Source organism: bacterium (genome assembly GCA_035691305.1).
Taxonomy (GTDB): Bacteria; Sysuimicrobiota; Sysuimicrobiia; order Sysuimicrobiales; family Segetimicrobiaceae; genus DASSJF01.
Map to the genome: position 1 here is coordinate 1 of DASSJF010000037.1, position 16,129 is coordinate 16,129.

Below are 16,129 nucleotides of genomic sequence, written 5' to 3' on the forward strand. Positions count from 1 at the left end.
CGGCGCGGCCGCGCGGCGGCCGGCCGCCGCGCAGGCGCCCGGGGTGCTTCGCATCGCGCGCGGCGCGGACGCGCGGAGTCTCGATCCGCACGTCAACGCGCGCCTCTACGACCGGATGGTCCTGTACACACTGTACGAGCCGCTGCTCGACGCGGACGCGCAGGGCAACTTCTTTCCGGTCCTCGCGAAGTCGTGGGATGTGGGCTCTACGGGCCTCGTGATCACGTTTCATCTGCGCTCCGGCGTCGCGTTCCACGACGGCACGCCGTTCAACGCGGACGCCGTCAAGTGGAACATCGAGCGGGTGCTGGATCCGGCGACGGGATCGGAGCACCGCACGCGCTTCGAGGGCATCATTCAGGGTGTCCGGGCCGTCGATCCACAGACGGTGCGGATCTATCTCACCCGGCCGTACCCGCCGTTGTTCTCCGAACTCACCGACCGCCCCGGCCTCATGGTCTCGCCCGCCGCGGTCAAAAAGTACGGCCGTGACTTCGGCCGCAACCCCGTCGGCACCGGGGCATTCCGGTTCGTCGAGTGGATCCAGGGCAACCGGGTCGTCGTCCAGCGGAGCGAGCAGTACTGGAATCGGCGCGCGATCCGGTCGAGCGGTATCGTTTTCACGGATTTTCCGGAGCCGGCGGTCGCCGACGCGCGCCTGCGGGGCGGGGAGCTCGACCTCGTCTGCCTCGAAGGCCTCCCGGCGGACGACGTCCTCGCGTTTCAGAAGCAGGCCGCGTACCGCGTCGTTTTGAGCCCGGCGCGCCGCTGGGAAGCGATTCAGATGAAGGTGGACGTGCCGCCGTTCGACAACCGCAATTTCCGCCAGGCGGTGATGTACGCGATCAATCGGGAGCAGATCCACGCCGTGATCTACCGCGGTCTCGGCAGGGCGACCGGCAAGTTCTTCCACGAAGGATGGTGGCAGGACCCCGCCTACAACGGGCCGGCCTACAACCCCGACCTGGCGAAGCAGCGCCTCAGGGAGTCCGGATATCTCGACCGGCCGGCGCCGCTCACGTTCTACGTGCTGTCCAGCCAGGTGCCGCTCGGCGAGATGGCGCAGGCGCAGCTCGCCGCGATCGGGATCCGCACCAACATTCGGCTCGTCTCCGAGCGTGACCAGTACCCCATGGTGCTGCGCGGGGAGATCCCGTTTACCATCCCGCAGACCTGGACGCCGCGAGTCGATCCCCACGGCCTCGCCTACATCCTGTGGCACTCCAAGGGCTACGCGAACAGCGCGCACTACCGGAACCCGCAGGTCGACAAGCTCTTGGACGATGCCTCCGCGACCTACGACAAGGCCGTCCGAACCGGACTGTACCGGCAGGCGGAGCGCTTGATCGTCGAGGACGCGTCCTACGTGTTCTACTACGCCGCGCCGGACTACGCGCTGATGCGCGGTCAGGTCCGGGGTTTTCGCTACGGCTTCGATCTGATGCCGCGCGTCGCGGAGGCCTGGGTGGAAGGCTGATGTGGCGCTACGCGGCGCGGCGGGTGCTCATCCTCATTCCGACGATGCTGGTCGTCACGCTCGGCATCTTCGTGCTGATGCGTACGGCCGTGCGGGGCGACCCGGCCCTGTACCTGATGGGGCACGAGGCCACGCTCCGGCAGGCCGCGGCCGCGCGCGCCCGGCTCGGACTCGACCGGCCGATCCTCGTGCAGTACGGGGAGTGGCTGCGGCGCCTCGGGGCGCTCGACCTCGGCCGTTCGTTTGAATATCCGATCGACGTCCGCTCGGCGCTCGCGGGACGGCTGCCGGCGACCGCGGAGCTCGCCGGGCTCGCCACGCTGTTTGCACTCGCCGTCGCGATTCCGGCCGGGATGTTCATCACCGTGGCCCGCGACAGGCCCGCCGGCCGCGCCGTGCGTGCGGTGCTGGTCGCGGGCATATGCGTGCCGAACTTCTGGCTCGGGATGCTGTTGATCTACCTGTTCGGCGTCAAGCTGCACTGGCCGGCCGACAGCGCCTACACGCCGTTCGCGCAGAACCCGGGCCGCAACCTCGCCTCGATGCTCCTGCCCGCGGTCAGCCTCGCGGCCTTCTACGGCGCCGCGTGGGCGCGCTATCTCAGCTCGGCGCTCCTCGACGTGCTGCACGGCGACTACATTCGCGTGGCGCGGGCGAAGGGACTCGTCGAGCGCACCGTGCTGTTCAAGCACGCGCTGCGCAACGCGCTGATTCCCGTCGTCACGATCGTGGGGCAGAATATCCCCTACATGCTGGCCGGCGCCGTGATCGTCGAGGTGGTGTTCAGCCTCCCGGGCGTCGGCCGGCTGTTCAGCGACGCGATCCAGTCGCGCGACTATCCTGTGGTGCAGGGCGCCGTCCTGCTCGTGACGGCGGCGGTTGTACTGAGCAGCCTCGTCGTCGACCTGACGTACGGCGTGCTCGATCCGCGTATCAAGTACGACTGAGCCGTGGCCCGCCGTCTCGCGTACCGTCTCATGAGTCCGACCGGCGCCGCCCTCGGCGCCGCCGTCGGGCTGCTACTCCTCGCGGCGTGCGCCCCGCAGCTGCTCGGCGGCTACGATCCGCTGGAGATCCAAGGCGCACAGAGCCTCCGGCCGCCCGCGTGGGATCATCTGCTCGGCACCGACCTGCTCGGCAAGGACGTGCTGACCCAGATCGTGTACGGCACCCGCACCACGCTCCTCATCGCCGCGGGCGCGGTCGCGCTGAGCCTGCTCGCCGGGACGCTGATCGGCCTCGTCTCGGGGTTCTGGGGCGGCAGCCTGCTCGACGAGTGCCTCATGCGGCTCATCGACGCGCTCTACATTTTCCCGGATCTCATCCTGGCGCTGACGATCGTCGCCATTCTCGGCCCCGAGCATCTCGAAAGCGTCGTCGTTGCGCTCGCGGTCGGGCACGTGCCCGCGTACGCGCGGTTGGTTCGCGGGCGGGTGTTGTCGCTGCGCGAGGCCGATTTCGTCGCCGCGGCACGAAGCATCGGTGCGTCCGCCCGCCGCGTCCTCGCACGCCACGTGCTGCCGCAGACGACAGATATCATCGTCGCGCGGTCGGTCGTGGGCGTCTCCGGGATCATCCTCGGGGAGTCCGCGCTCAGTTTTCTCGGTCTCGGCGTCCAGCCGCCCACGCCGAGCTGGGGCCGCATGCTGCGGGACGGCTTTCAATATCTGCCCACGGCGCCGTGGGTGGCGCTGGCGCCGGGGGCCGCCGTCTTCGCGACGGTGTTCGTCTTCAACCAGACCGGCGAGCTGATCCGGGATCTGCTGGACCCGCACGCGGCGGCGGGGCGCGTGTCCGCGCCGGCGGCGGTGAGCCGGTGAGCCTGCGCGTGGGCGTCGGCTTCCCCGGCTGCCGCGAAGGCACCGCGTATCCGGTCGGGTTCGTGCATCCCGAGGGCCTCGCGGCGGTGGCCCGGCGGGCGGAGGAGCTCGGCTACCACTCGATCTGGTCGAACGACCACCTGACGACGCCGCACGGCGTCAGCGCGACTCAGGCCGAGATCCCGAACTTCTATGAGCCGATCGTCACCTACGCCACATTCGCAAACATCACGGAGCGACTGCGGTTCATGCTCGGCGTGATCACCCTGCCGCAGCGCGACGTCGTGCTGCTGGCCAAGCAGGTTGCGACGCTCGACCGTCTGACGGGCGGCCGCGTGATGCTGGGCGTCGGGCTGGGCGCCTACCGGGAAGAGTTCGAGGCGGTGCATCCTCAATTGAAAGGCGCGCACCGCGGCACGATGGTGGAAGAAGGCGTCGAGGGGCTGCGCCGCCTGTTCGCGGATGGACGCGCGAGCTTCGCCGGCCGCTACGTGCGGTTCGAGGCGGTGGAGCTGGCGCCGAAGCCGGTCCAGCGGCCGTTTCCGATCTACATCACGGCGCACGCATCGTCCGGCCTCGAGCGGGTCGGACGGCTCGGCGATGGTCTGATCGTGGCGGCGCGCACGCCGGACCAGACGCGGCGCGAGTGGGCGGAAGTGCGCCGGGCGGCGGCCACGTGCGGCCGGGATCCCGAGGGGCTCAGCCTGCACGTTCAGACGTGGCTGGCGTTCGGCGGCACGACCCGCGAGGCTGAGGAGCGCGTGCTCCGTTCGCAGCACTTCCGCCGCATGACCGCGGGCGGCCGAGGACGCAGCGACGAGGAGCGGCTCGCGGAATTTCGGGCCGGCAACCTTTTGGGCACACCGGCGGAGGTCGCCGAGCAGGCCGCCGCATTCCGGACCGCCGGCGCGTCCCACCTCGGCATCATTCTGCTGGTCGACAGCATGGAGGAGCTGCTCGCGCACATGGAGGTATTTGCGCAGAAGGTCGTGCCGGCGATCGCGTAGGTCGCACATCGGGCGAGGGGGAGGGGACGAGTGGCGCGGATCGAGATCGTGCTGGGCGATGAGGTGTTTCACGCCACGCTGTCGGAGGCCGCGGCGCCGAAGACCGTCGGGGCGGTGCTGAAAGCGCTGCCGTTCGAGGGGCGGGCGGTGCACGCGCAGTTGAGCGGGGACATGTTCCGCATGTTCGAGCACGCACCGATCCCGGTCGAGGAGACGGAGAACAAGCAGGCGTACCAGGCGCCCGGTGAGATCGTCTACTACCCGCCGATCCAGGAGATCGCGATCGCGTACGGCGCGGCGCGGTTTCGCGGAAACGCGGGCTTTCTATACCTTACCCCGCTCGGGTTCGTCGACGAGCAGGACCTGCCGCGCCTCGCCAGGACAGCGGAGCGCCTGATGTGGGACGGCTCGAAGCGCATCCAGTTCCGGCGGGCGGAGGGCGCCGCGGCCGCGACGTCCCGGCCGGTGGAGGCGGCCGGCCGGCAGATCGAGATCGATGTCGACGGAGTCACCGTGACGGCGTCGCTGCTCGACGCGGCCGCGCCGAAGACGGCGGCGGCGCTGTGGGAGGTATTGCCGCTCACGGGCCGCGTGACGAACACGAAGTGGAGCGGTCAGATGCTGCGGTTTTGGGGCCCGGACGGCGAGCTCGGGCAGGTGCCGATCCGGCTCGAGTCGCCGGAGAACGGCCAGGAGCTGCACTGGCCCGGCTACCTCTACTATCACCCGGCGTACCGGGGCCTGCGCCTCTGCTACGGACAGGCGCAGCAGAGCGGGCCGGCCACGGTGTCCCGCCTCACGCCGCTCGCGCGGCTCAGCGGCGACTGGAGCGCGTTCCGCGCGAAGGCCGGCGCGATCATGTTCGAGGGCGCCAAGACCATGACCATCCGCCGCAAGGAGCGTTGAGCGGATGAAGAAGATCACGATAGAGCTCGGCGGGGTCCGCGCGGAAGGCGAGCTGTGGGACGACCGGGCACCGAAGACGGTGGCGGCGTTGCTGCCGCACTTGCCGATCTCCGACCGCACGATCCACGTTCGCTGGTCGGGCGCCGCCTGGCGAACCGAAAAGAACTACCCGCTCCAGGTCGGCGAGATCGAGAATCGGGCGACGTGGCTCGAACGCGGCGACATCGTCTACTACGACGCCCCGGAGTACGACTTGTTCAAGGTGGCGTTCATCTACGGCCAGAGCCAGTGGCGCGATCCGAAAGGCGAGCTGTACGTCGCGCGCATCGGCAGAGTCACCGGGAACCTCGACGCCTTCGTCCAGGCCTGCGAGCAGGTGCTGCTCCAGGGGCCGAAGACCGTCGCGATCCGGCTCGCCTGACGGGGCACCTCGCCGCGGGCGGGCCAGGGTGGAGAGGAGGAGCAGATGAAACGCCGGGAGTTTCTTCGCACCACCGCGGCCGCCGCGGCCGGCTATGCCCTGGCCGGGAGGGGCGGCCTCCGTTGGGCGCACGCCGCCGCGCCGCAGAGCGGGGGGACGCTGCGCGTCGGGTGGATTCCGAACGCGCACACGCTCGATCCGCATTACTCCGTGGACTTCGCGGAGCGGCACGTGATGTACGCGGTCTACAACAACCTGGTGGCGGTCAACCCGTCCTTCGAGATCGTGCCGGAGCTGGCCCGGTCGTGGAAGATCGAGCCAAACGGCAAGGTGATCACGTTTCAGCTGCAGCCGGGCGTCCGATTCCATGACGGCACGCCGTGCGACGCGGCGGCGGTCAAGTGGAACATGGACTTCATCCTCACCCCGACCAACAACTCGCCGATGGGCAAGCTGATCGGTCCGTTCATGGCCGGCGTCGAGGCGACCGGCCCCACCACGGTGGTCTTTCACACGAAGGAGCCGTATCCGGGACTGCTGGCTGCGCTCGCCGAGCGGCCCGGCTTCATAGTGTCGCCCGCCGCGTGGCAGAAGTACGGCCGGGATCTCGGGCGCCACCCGGTCGGCACGGGCCCGTTCGAGTTCGTCGAATGGGTCTCGGACGACCACGTCACGCTCAAGCGGTTCGCGGGCTACTGGGACAAGGGGAAGCCGTACCTCGACGGCATCGTCTACCGGGTCATTCCGGATCCGGCGGTGCGCGGGACGATGGTGCGCACCGGAGAGGTCGATACCGCCAGTTCACCGGACCCCAAGGATATCCCGGGCCTCGAGCACGCTCCGAACGTGAAGGTCATCACGGCGAACCCGTCCGGCCACTGGTGGGCGACTCAGTGGCGCGTGGACCGGCCGCCGTTCAACAACAAGGCGCTCCGCCAGGCCATCGCCTACGGCATCGACCGTGAGGAGTTCGTCAAAGTGATGCTGGGCGGCCGCGGCACCGTCGCGAAGGGCCCCACGCCGTCCAACGTCTGGTGGTACAACGACGGCGTCAAGGGCTACACGTACGATCCGGCCAAGGCGAAGAGCCTGCTCGCCGAAGCCGGGCACGGAGGCGGGTTTTCCGCGGAGTTTGCCACCGACAACACCCCGCTCGGACTCCAGTTCGCCGAACTGCTGCAGCAGCAGCTCAAGAAGATCAACGTCAATATCACGATCAACCCGGTCAATCCGTCCGACATGTACCAGCAGGTGCTGGCCGCGAAGCTGAACTGGGCGAGGACGGACTGGACGCTGCGCGGCGATCCCGACGGGCTGCTGCGCATCCTCTTCTACACCGGCAACTTTGCCAATTCCACCGGGTACTCGGGCGTGGACCGGCTGCTGCGGGACGCCAGTTCCACCTACGACCGGGCGATCCGGAAGAAGGTCTACGGCGAGATCGAGCAGACCGTGATCAACGACGCGCCGTACGTTTGGTTCTTCTACGTGCCGGAATACGCGCCGACCCGGACCCAGGTCCAGAACTTCGCCTGGATTCCGGACTCCGTGCCGCGCTACCGGGACCTGTGGATCGCCAAGTGACGTGGGCGACGCCGTCGCGTCCCGACGGCTAGTCCCGCGCCGGTGGGACTGACCGGCCGTGGCGCGCTACATCGTCCAGCGCCTGCTCGCCATCATCCCGATGGCCGTGCTGCTGACGGCCGCCGTCTTTGCGCTGGTGCACGTCTTTCTGGGCGACCCGGTGGTCCTGATGCTCGGGCGGGAAGCGGATCTCGACACGGCGCAGCGGCTGCGCCACGAGCTGGGGCTCGACCGGCCGCTCTACGTTCAGTACGCGGACTGGCTGACCGGGGCCGCGCGCGGGGACCTCGGCCGTTCCCTGCGCGACCGGGTGCCGGTGGCCCGCGCCCTCGAGGAACGCCTCGGGGTCACCGGGGAGCTGACGCTGCTCGCCATGGCGGCGGCGCTCGCCGTCGCGCTGCTGCTCGGCACCGCGGCGGCCGTCCACGCCGGGAGCGCCCTGGATCTCGCGGTCTCCGGGTTCTGCATCGCCGGCGTGACGCTGCCCAACTTCCTCGTCGGGATCATCCTCATCTTTTTCTTCGCTCTGACGCTCCGATGGCTGCCGAGCGGCGGCTACGCGCCGCTGCTCGCGCAGCCCCTCGAAAACCTGCGGCTCATGATCCTGCCGACGGCGACGCTGAGCCTCGCGTACATCGGGTTCCTGAGCCTCGTGCTGAAGTCGAGCCTCAAGGTCGCCCTCCGGGCGCCGTACGTGCAGACGGGGCGGGCGAAAGGCATCACCGAGCGGCGGGTGCTCGTGCGGCACGTCCTGCGCAACTCGTTGATCCCGCTGCTGAGCGTGCTCGGCGTCGAGGTGGGCCGGCTGTTTGGCGGCGCGGTGATCACAGAGACGATCTTCGCGCTGCCGGGCGTCGGGCGCCTTCTGGTCGACTCGATCCTCGGCCGCGACTTCCCCGTCATCCAGGCCGTCGTGGCGCTGCTCACGTTCGGGGTGCTCGTTGTGAACCTCTGCGTCGATCTCGCCTACGGATGGCTCGATCCGCGGGTGACCTACGAGTGAGCTCGAACACGGCGGGCCGGCCGCCGCGGACGGTCTTGCCGTGGCATACACCGATTCCCCGGTAGCGCTGCCTCGCGGACGCCCCTCGACGGTCCCCGTGGGGCGGCTCATGACGCGAACGCGTCGGGTGCTCCGGAACCGCCCGCTCGTCGCGGGCGTCTGTCTGGCGGGCGCCGCCGTCGCGATGGCGCTGCTCGCGCCGTGGCTCGCGCCATACGATCCGCTCGCCTATCACCCCGACCACACGCTCGAGGGCCCAAGCCGCGCGTTCCTGCTCGGCACCGACAATCTCGGACGGGACATTCTGAGCGAGGACATCTACGGCGCCCGGATCTCGCTCGTGGTGGGCTCGGCGGCGGTGGTGCTCGGGCTCGCCGGCGGCGTGCCGTGGGGGCTCGTGAGCGGTTTTCTCGGCGGGCGCCTCGACTACGGGCTGATGCGGTTGGCCGACGTCGCGCTCGTCTTTCCGTCGCTCGTGCTCGCGCTCGTGATCCGCGCGTTCCTCGGCTCGAGCCTCCTCAACGTCATCGTCGCGCTCGGGGTCACGATCACGCCGGGGCTCGCGCGGGTCACGCGGGGCGAGGTGCTGAGCATCCGGTCCCGCGACTTCGTCGTCGCGGCCGTGGCCGTCGGCGCCAGCACCCCGCGGATCTTGCTCCGCCATATCATCCCCAACATCCTCGACCTCATCGTGGTCCTCGGCACGGCGGGGATGGGCGGCGCGATCTTGACCGAGGCGAGCCTGTCGTTCCTCGGGTTCGGCACGCCGCCGCCGGCCCCGAGCTGGGGGCGCATGCTGCGCGAGGGCTACGCGTATCTCCTGATCACGCCCTGGATCTCGGTCAGCGCCGGCGTCGCGATCTTCATCGCGGTGCTGGGGTTCTACCTCGCCGGCGAGGGCGCGCGGCGGCTGCTGCACCGCGAGCGGGTCTGAGGGAAGCGGCGCGGTAGCTGGCGAAACGAGACGGCAAGAGGCACCGCCGCCGGCGGACGTCACCGCCGGCGGCCGCGGTCTGAGTCCGGAGGTCCGGTATGCGCATCGCGTTGTGCCAGCTCGTCGCGTCCCCGAACAAGTCCGACAATCTCGAGGCGGCGGTCCAGGCGCTGCGGGAGGCCGGACGCCGCGGCGCCGACGTGGCGCTGCTCCCGGAAGTCTACATGGCGTTTGTGCACCCGAAGGGCCCCGCGAAGCCCGCCGAGATCGCGGAGCCCGTGGACGGACCGTTCGTCTCGAGCTTGGCCGCGGAGGCGCGCGCACAGCACCTCTACGTCGGCTGCGGGCTCTGGGAGGCGGCGCCGGGGGAGCGCGTCCGGGCGTTCAACACCACGGTGCTGATCGGCCCCGACGGACGGGTGGTGCTCGCGTACCGCAAGACGCACCTCTACGACGCGTTTGCGTTCCGGGAGTCGGACCTCATCGTGGCGGGGGACGAGCCGCCCGACGTGATTCGCACCCCGCTCGGCACGTTCGGCCTGCTGGTGTGCTACGAGCTGAGGTTCCCGGAGCTCGCCCGCCGCCTGGCCCTCGCCGGCGCAGACGTGCTGCTCCTGCCGGCGGCGTGGATCGCCGGCCCGCTGAAGGAAGCGCACTGGGCGACGCTGCTGCAGGCGCGGGCGATCGAGAACACGATCTTCGTCGCGGCCGCCAACCAGACCGGAAACGTCAGCACCGGCCGCAGCGTTCTCGTCGATCCGATGGGCGTGTCGATCGTCGACGCCGGGGAGGAACCCGGCGTCTACACCGGCGACGTCGATCTCGCGCGCATCGCGCGGGTCCGCGAGAAGCTGCCGCTGCTGCAGCAGCGCCGCGACGCGCTGTACACGCCGCCCGCGGTGGGAGCCCGCCGGTAGTCCGTCTCGGTCTGTCGGTCCGCGCCGGCGAGCGGCGCGACGAGGAACTGGCGCTCGCCCGCCGGCTCGGCTACGACGCCGTCGAGATCAGTATGGACGGGACCGGCATGGTGTTCGGCGGCCGCCTCCACGCCGATCGCCTGCGCGACGCGTTGCGCGCCTTCGCCGCGCACCCCTTCAGCTACTCGGTGCACAGCCCCAGCAGCCTCGACCTGCGCGATCGCCGCAACCGGGAGGCGCAGCTGGACCTCGCGCGCGCGACGCTGCGCTTCAGCCGGGAGGTCGGAGCCCGCGTGCTGGTGATCCACTTCGAACAGCAGAGTCCCGATCGGGAGGACGAAGCCGCGTTCACCGAAGCGATCCTTCGCCTCTCCGACGAGGCCGGCGGCGTGCTGCTCGGCGTCGAGAATATCGAGGTCGAGCGGGTCGAGCCCGTGGTCGAGCGCGTTCGCCAGATCGCCCGGCCGAATGTGATCATGACCCTCGATGTGGGGCACGCCGCCCTCGCCGCGGCCCAGTTCCGCTTCGACCTGATGGACGCGGTCCGGACGGCGCTGCCGGCGGTCGGGCACGTGCACGTCAACGACAACTTCGGACGCTACGATCCGCTGCGTCTCGAGAACTTCACGCTGTACCGAACGCAAACGCCGGCCGATACGTTTCCCTTAGGGAAGGGCGACCTGCACCTGCCGGTCGGTTGGGGGGCCCTGCCGCTGGACCGCGTCTTCGGCCTCCTGCGCGGGTACCGGGGGACGGTGATTCACGAGTACCGTCACGCGCTGTTCCCGGACACGGCCGCGGCGGACTACGGCCGCGTCCGCGCCCTCGTCGACACGCTGGACGGCGGACCGCGGGACGCGCATGCTGGCGGTGGATGACGAAGAGGGTGCCGGTGACGGAGCCCGAATTGGGGGATTCCACGGCACACCAGATCCGGACAGGGGGGTGGGTGTTTGTGAGACGGTATAGCAGGCTGCGCGGGTCGGCGCCGGTGGTGCTGGCGCTGCTGGCCGCGGTCCTACTGATCCCGACGTCGGTGCCGCGGAGCGCCGGGGCCGCGGGTCAGGTCACGCTGAACGTCTACATCAACGGCGACACGAACATCTTCGATCTCTGGAACAAGTCGCTGCTGCCGGCGTTCACCAAGCGCTACCCGCAGTACCGGACCAACATGGTGGCGCTGCTGCACGGCAACGGCGGGCAGGGCGTGCTCGACAAGCTGATCGCCGCCAAGCGCGCCGGCCGCACGACGGACGTCGACCTGTGGGAGACCGAGCCCTCGATCGTCGAGCAGGGCATCCCGGAGGGCCTCTGGGTCAAGCTGACGGACAAGCTGGTCGCGAACCTCGCCAAGATTCCCCCCGAGAAGATCGCCGCGACGCAGGGGTACGGCGCGCCGTACCGCGGGTCGTCGGTCGTGATCGGCTACAACAGCGCGTTCGTGAAGAACCCGCCCAAGACGTTCGACGACCTGGTGGCCTGGATCAAGGCCAACCCCGGCAAGTTCACCTATTGCGATCCCAACACCGGCGGCTCCGGCCAGGCGTTCGTCTCCGCGGCGATCTACAAGTTTGTGAACCCGGAGAAGTTCGCGGGCAGCGCCTACGACCCGAAGGAAGAGAGCGCGTGGGAGCCGGCGTGGAAGCTGCTGCGCGATCTGCAGCCGGCGATGTACAATAACGGATTCCACCCGAACGGCAACGTGGCCGTGCTGCAGCTGCTCGGCCAGCAGAACATCTACATGGCGTCGGTGTGGTCGGACATGGGCCTCGACTTCTACAAGCGCGGTCTCGTGCCCAAGACCGTGAAGTACGAGCAGATCACGCCGCCGCTCTTCGGCGGCGACTCGACCGTAACGCTGCCGTCGTTCTCCGCCCACCTCGAGGGCGCGCTCACGCTGCTCAACTGGCTGCTCACGCCGGAGGCGCAGGAACTCGTCATCCGGGACGTCTCCGGGTACCCGGGCGTCGACTGGAAGTACATGCCCGAGTCGGTGCGCCGGCAGTTCGCCGACGTGGCGAAGCCCTACTCGCCGCTGCCGAACGCGAAGTACCTCGCCGACATCAAGCGGCTGTGGCACGATCGGGTGGCGGCCGGACAGTAGCCCGTCCACCGGCATGAACGAAGTGGTCTCGGCGCCGCGGCCGCGCCGCGGCGCGGGAGTGCGGCGGGGAGCACTGGGGCTCGCCCTGGTGCTCCCGCCGCTGCTTGTGCTCGCCTTTCTCGTCGCCCTGCCGGCGGTGACGGCGGTCATCGAGACGCTCACCCCGGCCGGAGGCGGCGGTCCCACGCTCGCGAACTACGCCCGCGTCCTGGCCGTGCGCACGCTGCGCGCGGACATCGTCTTTTCGATCGGCATCACGCTGCTCTCGGTCGCCGTCGTCTTCGCGCTCAGCTATCCGCTCGCGCTGTACCTCCGCTTCTCCCGCGGCCGCGCCGCGCGGGTGCTCGGCGTCCTGTTCGTCGTGCCGCTGTTCGTGCCGGTGGTCATCGCCTCGTTCGCCATGATCACGTTTCTCGTCAACCACGGCCTGGTCTCGACGCTCCTGTACCAGGTCGGGGTGCGGGCGTTCCCGCGCCTCGTCTACAACGGGACCGGCATCATGCTGACCCAGGTGTGGGTCAACATCCCATTCGCGGTGCTGATCCTCGGCGCGGGGCTCCAGGCGATCGACGACGCCCTCATCGACGGCGCGCGCGACGTGGGCGCCGGTCCGCTGCGCACCTTTCTGGCGATCATCCTGCCGCTCAACGCCGTGCCGACGATGATCGCGCTGACCCTGCTGTTCATCGGCGTGTTCGGCTCGTTCACGATCCCGTACCTCGTCGGCGGCAACGCGCCGGCGATGCTCGGCGTGACGATGACGAACTATCTGACCCAGTACCTGCAGCGCACCGAGGCGGTCACGATCGCCGTCCTGGCCTTCGTGATCGCCTCGGTGGTCGGGGCCGTGTACGTGGCGAGCGTGAGCCGCCGGGAGCGAGGGGCGGTCTGATGCCGTGGCCGTGGGCCGCGGGGGTGCTGCGCCGCGCCGTCGGCACGGCGGCGCTGCTGGCGCTCGCGTCGTTTATCCTCGGACCGCTGCTCACGCTGCTGGTCTGGGCGTTCGCCGGCACGTGGCTGTTCCCGAATCTGCTGCCGGAGTTTTCGCTGCGGTGGTGGGCGTTCGTGCTCGGCAACGCCGACGTCGGCAAGGCGATCCGCATGAGCCTGATGAGCGCACCGCTCGCGACGGTCATCTCGGCCGTGATCTGCATTCCCGCCGCGTACGCCTTCGCGCGGCTCGAGTTTCCGGCGAAGCGGGTGCTGCTCCTCTCGTTCCTGACCGCGAACGCCTTTCCGAAGATCGGCCTCTACGTGAGCATCGCGACGCTGCTCTACCGGCTCGACCTGATGGACACGCTCACCGGCGTCATCCTGATCCAGCTCGTCAACACGCTGCTGTTCATGATCTGGATTCCGACCGGCACCTTCCGCGGCATCAACCGGAACCTCGAGGAAGCCGCGCGCGACGCGGGCGCGGGACCGCTGCGGACCTTCTTCCAGATCACGCTGCCGATCGCGCTGCCGGGGATCATCGTCGCGGGGTTGTTCGCCTTCATCGCCGCGTTCGACGAGGCGCAGGGGACGCTGATCGTCGGCACGCCGAATCACATGACGATGCCGGTGCTGATGTACAACCTCGTGCTGAGCTACCCGCAGCCGGTGGGCGCGGTGTTCTCGATCCTGCTGTCGCTGCCGTCGCTCGTGCTGCTGCTGTTCGCGCAGCGCTACCTCCGCGCCGGGTACCTCGCCGCGGGGTACAGCCTGTGAGCGGCGTGCGCGCGTCCGGTCCGGAGGCCGTCTGATGGCGAAGCTCGATCTGATCGGCATCGGCAAGCACTTCGGCGCCCACGCCGCCGTCCGCGACCTCACGCTCGAGGTCCGCGACGGCGAGCTGATGTGCCTGCTCGGGCCGTCGGGATGCGGCAAGACGACCACGCTGCGGATGATCGGCGGCTTCGAGGTTCCGGACGCCGGCGACATCCGCATCGACGGCCGCAGCGTCACGGCGCTGCCGCCCGAGCGCCGGCCCACGGCGATGGTCTTCCAACGCTACAACCTGTGGCCGCACATGACGGTGGAAGGCAACGTCGCCTTCGGGCTGCGTCTGCGGCGTCTGCCCAGGGCGCAGGTGGACGCCAAGGTGCGCGACGTGCTGACGCTCGTCGGGCTGCCCGACGTCGGCCGGAAATACCCGCACCAGCTGTCGGGCGGCCAGCAGCAGCGCGTCGCCGTGGCCCGTGCGCTCGTGCTCGAGCCCAAGTTGCTGCTGCTGGACGAGCCGTTCAGCAACCTCGACGCCCGGCTGCGGGTTCACATGCGCGAAGAGGTCAAGCAGCTCCAGCGTGAGGTCGGCATCACGACCGTGTTCGTGACGCACGACCAGGAAGAGGCGCTGACCATCGCGGACCGCATCACCGTGATGCGCGACGGGGTGGCGGAGCAGGTCGACACGCCGTCCAGCCTGTACGCCCGCCCGCGCACGCTCTTCGTCGCCGACTTCATCGGCACGATGAACGTGATCCCGGCGCGGGTGCACCGGGGGGAGGGCGTGCTGGCCGCGGGGCCCTGGCGCCTGCCGCTTCCCGGCGCGTCCTGGCCGGACGGCGCGGAGGTGCGCCTTGCCGTGCGGCCGGAGGATCTCGTCATCGACGCCGGAGGGGCGTCGGCGCGGGTGCGGCGGGTGATGAACCTCGGGCACTACCTGCAGGTGGTCGCCGACGTGCCCGGCATCGGCGCCGGGCCGGTGCGGCTGTTTACCGACAAGGAGACCGCCCCCGCGGAGGGCGGCGAGATCGGGCTGCGCATCACGCGCGCCCTCGTGTTCGGCGAGGGTGAGCCGGTGGAGGTGGGCGACGCGGTCCGTCAGCCGGCAGACTCGCGGCGGTGACGGCGCGCCCGGGCGGTCTACCGCGCGGCGCGCAGCCGCGCGACCGACTCGCGCAGGTAGCCGTCGACGATGCCGGCGGACCGCCCGTCCTTGATCGGCGTGAACGGGTCGGGACCGGGCGCCGTCATCTCGAGGACCAACGCCCCCGCATAGCCCGCGTCGCGCAGGGCCGCGAGGCAGCCGTCGAGATCGAGGTGCCCGCGCCCCAATCCTTCCCGGTTGGTGTCGGCGAGATGGACGTGCCAGAGCCGCGGCCCGGCCGCGCGGATCGCGCCGGCGATCGTGCGCTCTTCGATGTTCGCGTGGTACAGGTCGATCGTGAGCCCGATCCACGGTGAGCCGACCGCGTCGAGATAGGCCAGGGCCGTCGCGACCGACGTGACGAGATAGGTTTCGTACCGGTTGATCGGCTCGACGGCGAGCCGCACGCCCACCCGTTCCGCCTCGGCCGCGGCGGTCCGCATCGCCTCCACGGACCACCGCCACTCCTCGTCGCGTTCCCCGAACGGCGCCAGGCGCGTCTCGCCCGACGGCAGCATCTGTACGATCGGCACCCCGACCTCCGCGGCGAAGGCGAGGCACCGCGACACGTGCGCGACCGCGTCCCGGCGGACCGTGGGATCGGGATGGGCGAGGTCGCGGCGGGTCTCCGGCGATTTGCACGACGCAGTCAGTGCGACCGGCGCGAGCCGGTGACGTGCGAGCCGCGTCCGAAGCGCGGCGGGATCGAACCGGTCCGGCTCGCCCGGCAGCTCGACCGCGTCGCAGCCGGCCGCCGCGATGCGGGCGAGCGTCTCCTCGAGCGGCGCGTCGCCGTAGATCCAGGTGCAGGCGCCGACGGGCGGTGCGCCGGAGGTCCGGTACGCGCCCCAAGACGTGCGGGGGAGCGGGGTCACGCGCCCGCGGGCGGCGCGGAGGTCTTCGGCTCGACCACGACGACGGCGAGGGCGGTGATGTTCATGTCGCTCCGGGCGGGACGCATCCGCCGGATCCGTACGGCGTGCGTCTCTGCGAGCGCGGCGACGCCGGTCGCCGGCCGGCCGTCGGGCCGCATCACCGGCCGGCCGTGGTTTGTACCGTAGAGCAGCAGCTCCAGGCCGAGCGGTTCGTGCGCCCCCGCGAACAG

At 70.2% G+C, this 16,129-nt stretch carries 17 protein-coding genes; 15 read left to right on the plus strand and 2 right to left on the minus strand.

What is annotated here, in order from left to right; genetic code table 11:
• From VFL28_06695 to VFL28_06765, 15 genes are all read left to right on the plus strand, one after another.
• A partial coding sequence (locus VFL28_06695; GenBank protein ID HET7264340.1) for an ABC transporter substrate-binding protein occupies positions 1–1,477 on the plus strand: 1,477 nt, incomplete at its 5' end.
• Positions 1,477–2,424: an ABC transporter permease gene (locus tag VFL28_06700; protein ID HET7264341.1), complete on the plus strand. Its 948-nt coding sequence runs from the start codon at positions 1,477–1,479 to the stop codon at positions 2,422–2,424. The genes VFL28_06695 and VFL28_06700, both read left to right, overlap by 1 nt.
• 3 nt (positions 2,425–2,427) lie before the next feature.
• Complete coding sequence (locus VFL28_06705; GenBank protein HET7264342.1) at positions 2,428–3,297, plus strand: ABC transporter permease; 870 nt, start codon at positions 2,428–2,430, stop codon at positions 3,295–3,297.
• On the plus strand, positions 3,294–4,304 hold the full coding sequence (locus VFL28_06710) for a TIGR03619 family F420-dependent LLM class oxidoreductase (protein ID HET7264343.1): 1,011 nt from the start codon (positions 3,294–3,296) through the stop codon (positions 4,302–4,304). The genes VFL28_06705 and VFL28_06710 overlap by 4 nt, the downstream gene beginning before the upstream one ends.
• A 30-nt stretch (positions 4,305–4,334) precedes the next feature.
• Positions 4,335–5,210 (plus strand): DUF3830 family protein, encoded by an 876-nt coding sequence (locus tag VFL28_06715; GenBank protein ID HET7264344.1) that lies wholly within the window; start codon positions 4,335–4,337, stop codon positions 5,208–5,210.
• Between the two features lie 4 nt (positions 5,211–5,214).
• A complete protein-coding gene (locus VFL28_06720) occupies positions 5,215–5,631 on the plus strand; it encodes a DUF3830 family protein (protein ID HET7264345.1) in 417 nt (138 codons plus the stop codon).
• 45 nt (positions 5,632–5,676) lie between these two features.
• Positions 5,677–7,215 (plus strand): ABC transporter substrate-binding protein, encoded by a 1,539-nt coding sequence (locus tag VFL28_06725; GenBank protein ID HET7264346.1) that lies wholly within the window; start codon positions 5,677–5,679, stop codon positions 7,213–7,215.
• Positions 7,216–7,273: 58 nt separating this feature from the next.
• On the plus strand, positions 7,274–8,218 hold the full coding sequence (locus VFL28_06730) for an ABC transporter permease (protein HET7264347.1): 945 nt from the start codon (positions 7,274–7,276) through the stop codon (positions 8,216–8,218).
• A gap of 109 nt (positions 8,219–8,327) precedes the next feature.
• Positions 8,328–9,152, plus strand: coding sequence for an ABC transporter permease (locus VFL28_06735; GenBank protein HET7264348.1), 825 nt, complete (start codon positions 8,328–8,330; stop codon positions 9,150–9,152).
• A 98-nt stretch (positions 9,153–9,250) separates the two neighbouring features.
• Entirely contained in the window at positions 9,251–10,069 is an 819-nt protein-coding gene (locus tag VFL28_06740) for a carbon-nitrogen hydrolase family protein (protein HET7264349.1), read from the plus strand.
• 47 nt (positions 10,070–10,116) lie between these two features.
• On the plus strand, positions 10,117–10,947 hold the full coding sequence (locus VFL28_06745; protein ID HET7264350.1) for a sugar phosphate isomerase/epimerase family protein: 831 nt from the start codon (positions 10,117–10,119) through the stop codon (positions 10,945–10,947).
• Between the two features lie 77 nt (positions 10,948–11,024).
• Positions 11,025–12,173, plus strand: coding sequence for an extracellular solute-binding protein (locus VFL28_06750; GenBank protein HET7264351.1), 1,149 nt, complete (start codon positions 11,025–11,027; stop codon positions 12,171–12,173).
• Between the two features lie 13 nt (positions 12,174–12,186).
• Positions 12,187–13,065, plus strand: a complete 879-nt coding sequence (locus VFL28_06755; GenBank protein HET7264352.1) for an ABC transporter permease subunit — start codon at positions 12,187–12,189, stop codon at positions 13,063–13,065.
• Entirely contained in the window at positions 13,065–13,883 is an 819-nt protein-coding gene (locus VFL28_06760) for an ABC transporter permease subunit (protein ID HET7264353.1), read from the plus strand. Before VFL28_06755 ends, VFL28_06760 begins: the two co-directional genes overlap by 1 nt.
• A 34-nt stretch (positions 13,884–13,917) precedes the next feature.
• Positions 13,918–15,003, plus strand: a complete 1,086-nt coding sequence (locus VFL28_06765; protein HET7264354.1) for an ABC transporter ATP-binding protein — start codon at positions 13,918–13,920, stop codon at positions 15,001–15,003.
• 17 nt (positions 15,004–15,020) lie between these two features.
• Here VFL28_06765 and VFL28_06770 read toward each other — a convergent pair whose 3' ends face one another.
• Both VFL28_06770 and VFL28_06775 read right to left on the minus strand, forming a co-directional pair.
• On the minus strand, positions 15,021–15,899 hold the full coding sequence (locus VFL28_06770; GenBank protein HET7264355.1) for a sugar phosphate isomerase/epimerase family protein: 879 nt from the start codon (positions 15,897–15,899) through the stop codon (positions 15,021–15,023).
• A partial coding sequence (locus VFL28_06775; GenBank protein ID HET7264356.1) for a hypothetical protein occupies positions 15,896–16,129 on the minus strand: 234 nt, incomplete at its 5' end. The genes VFL28_06770 and VFL28_06775, both read right to left, overlap by 4 nt.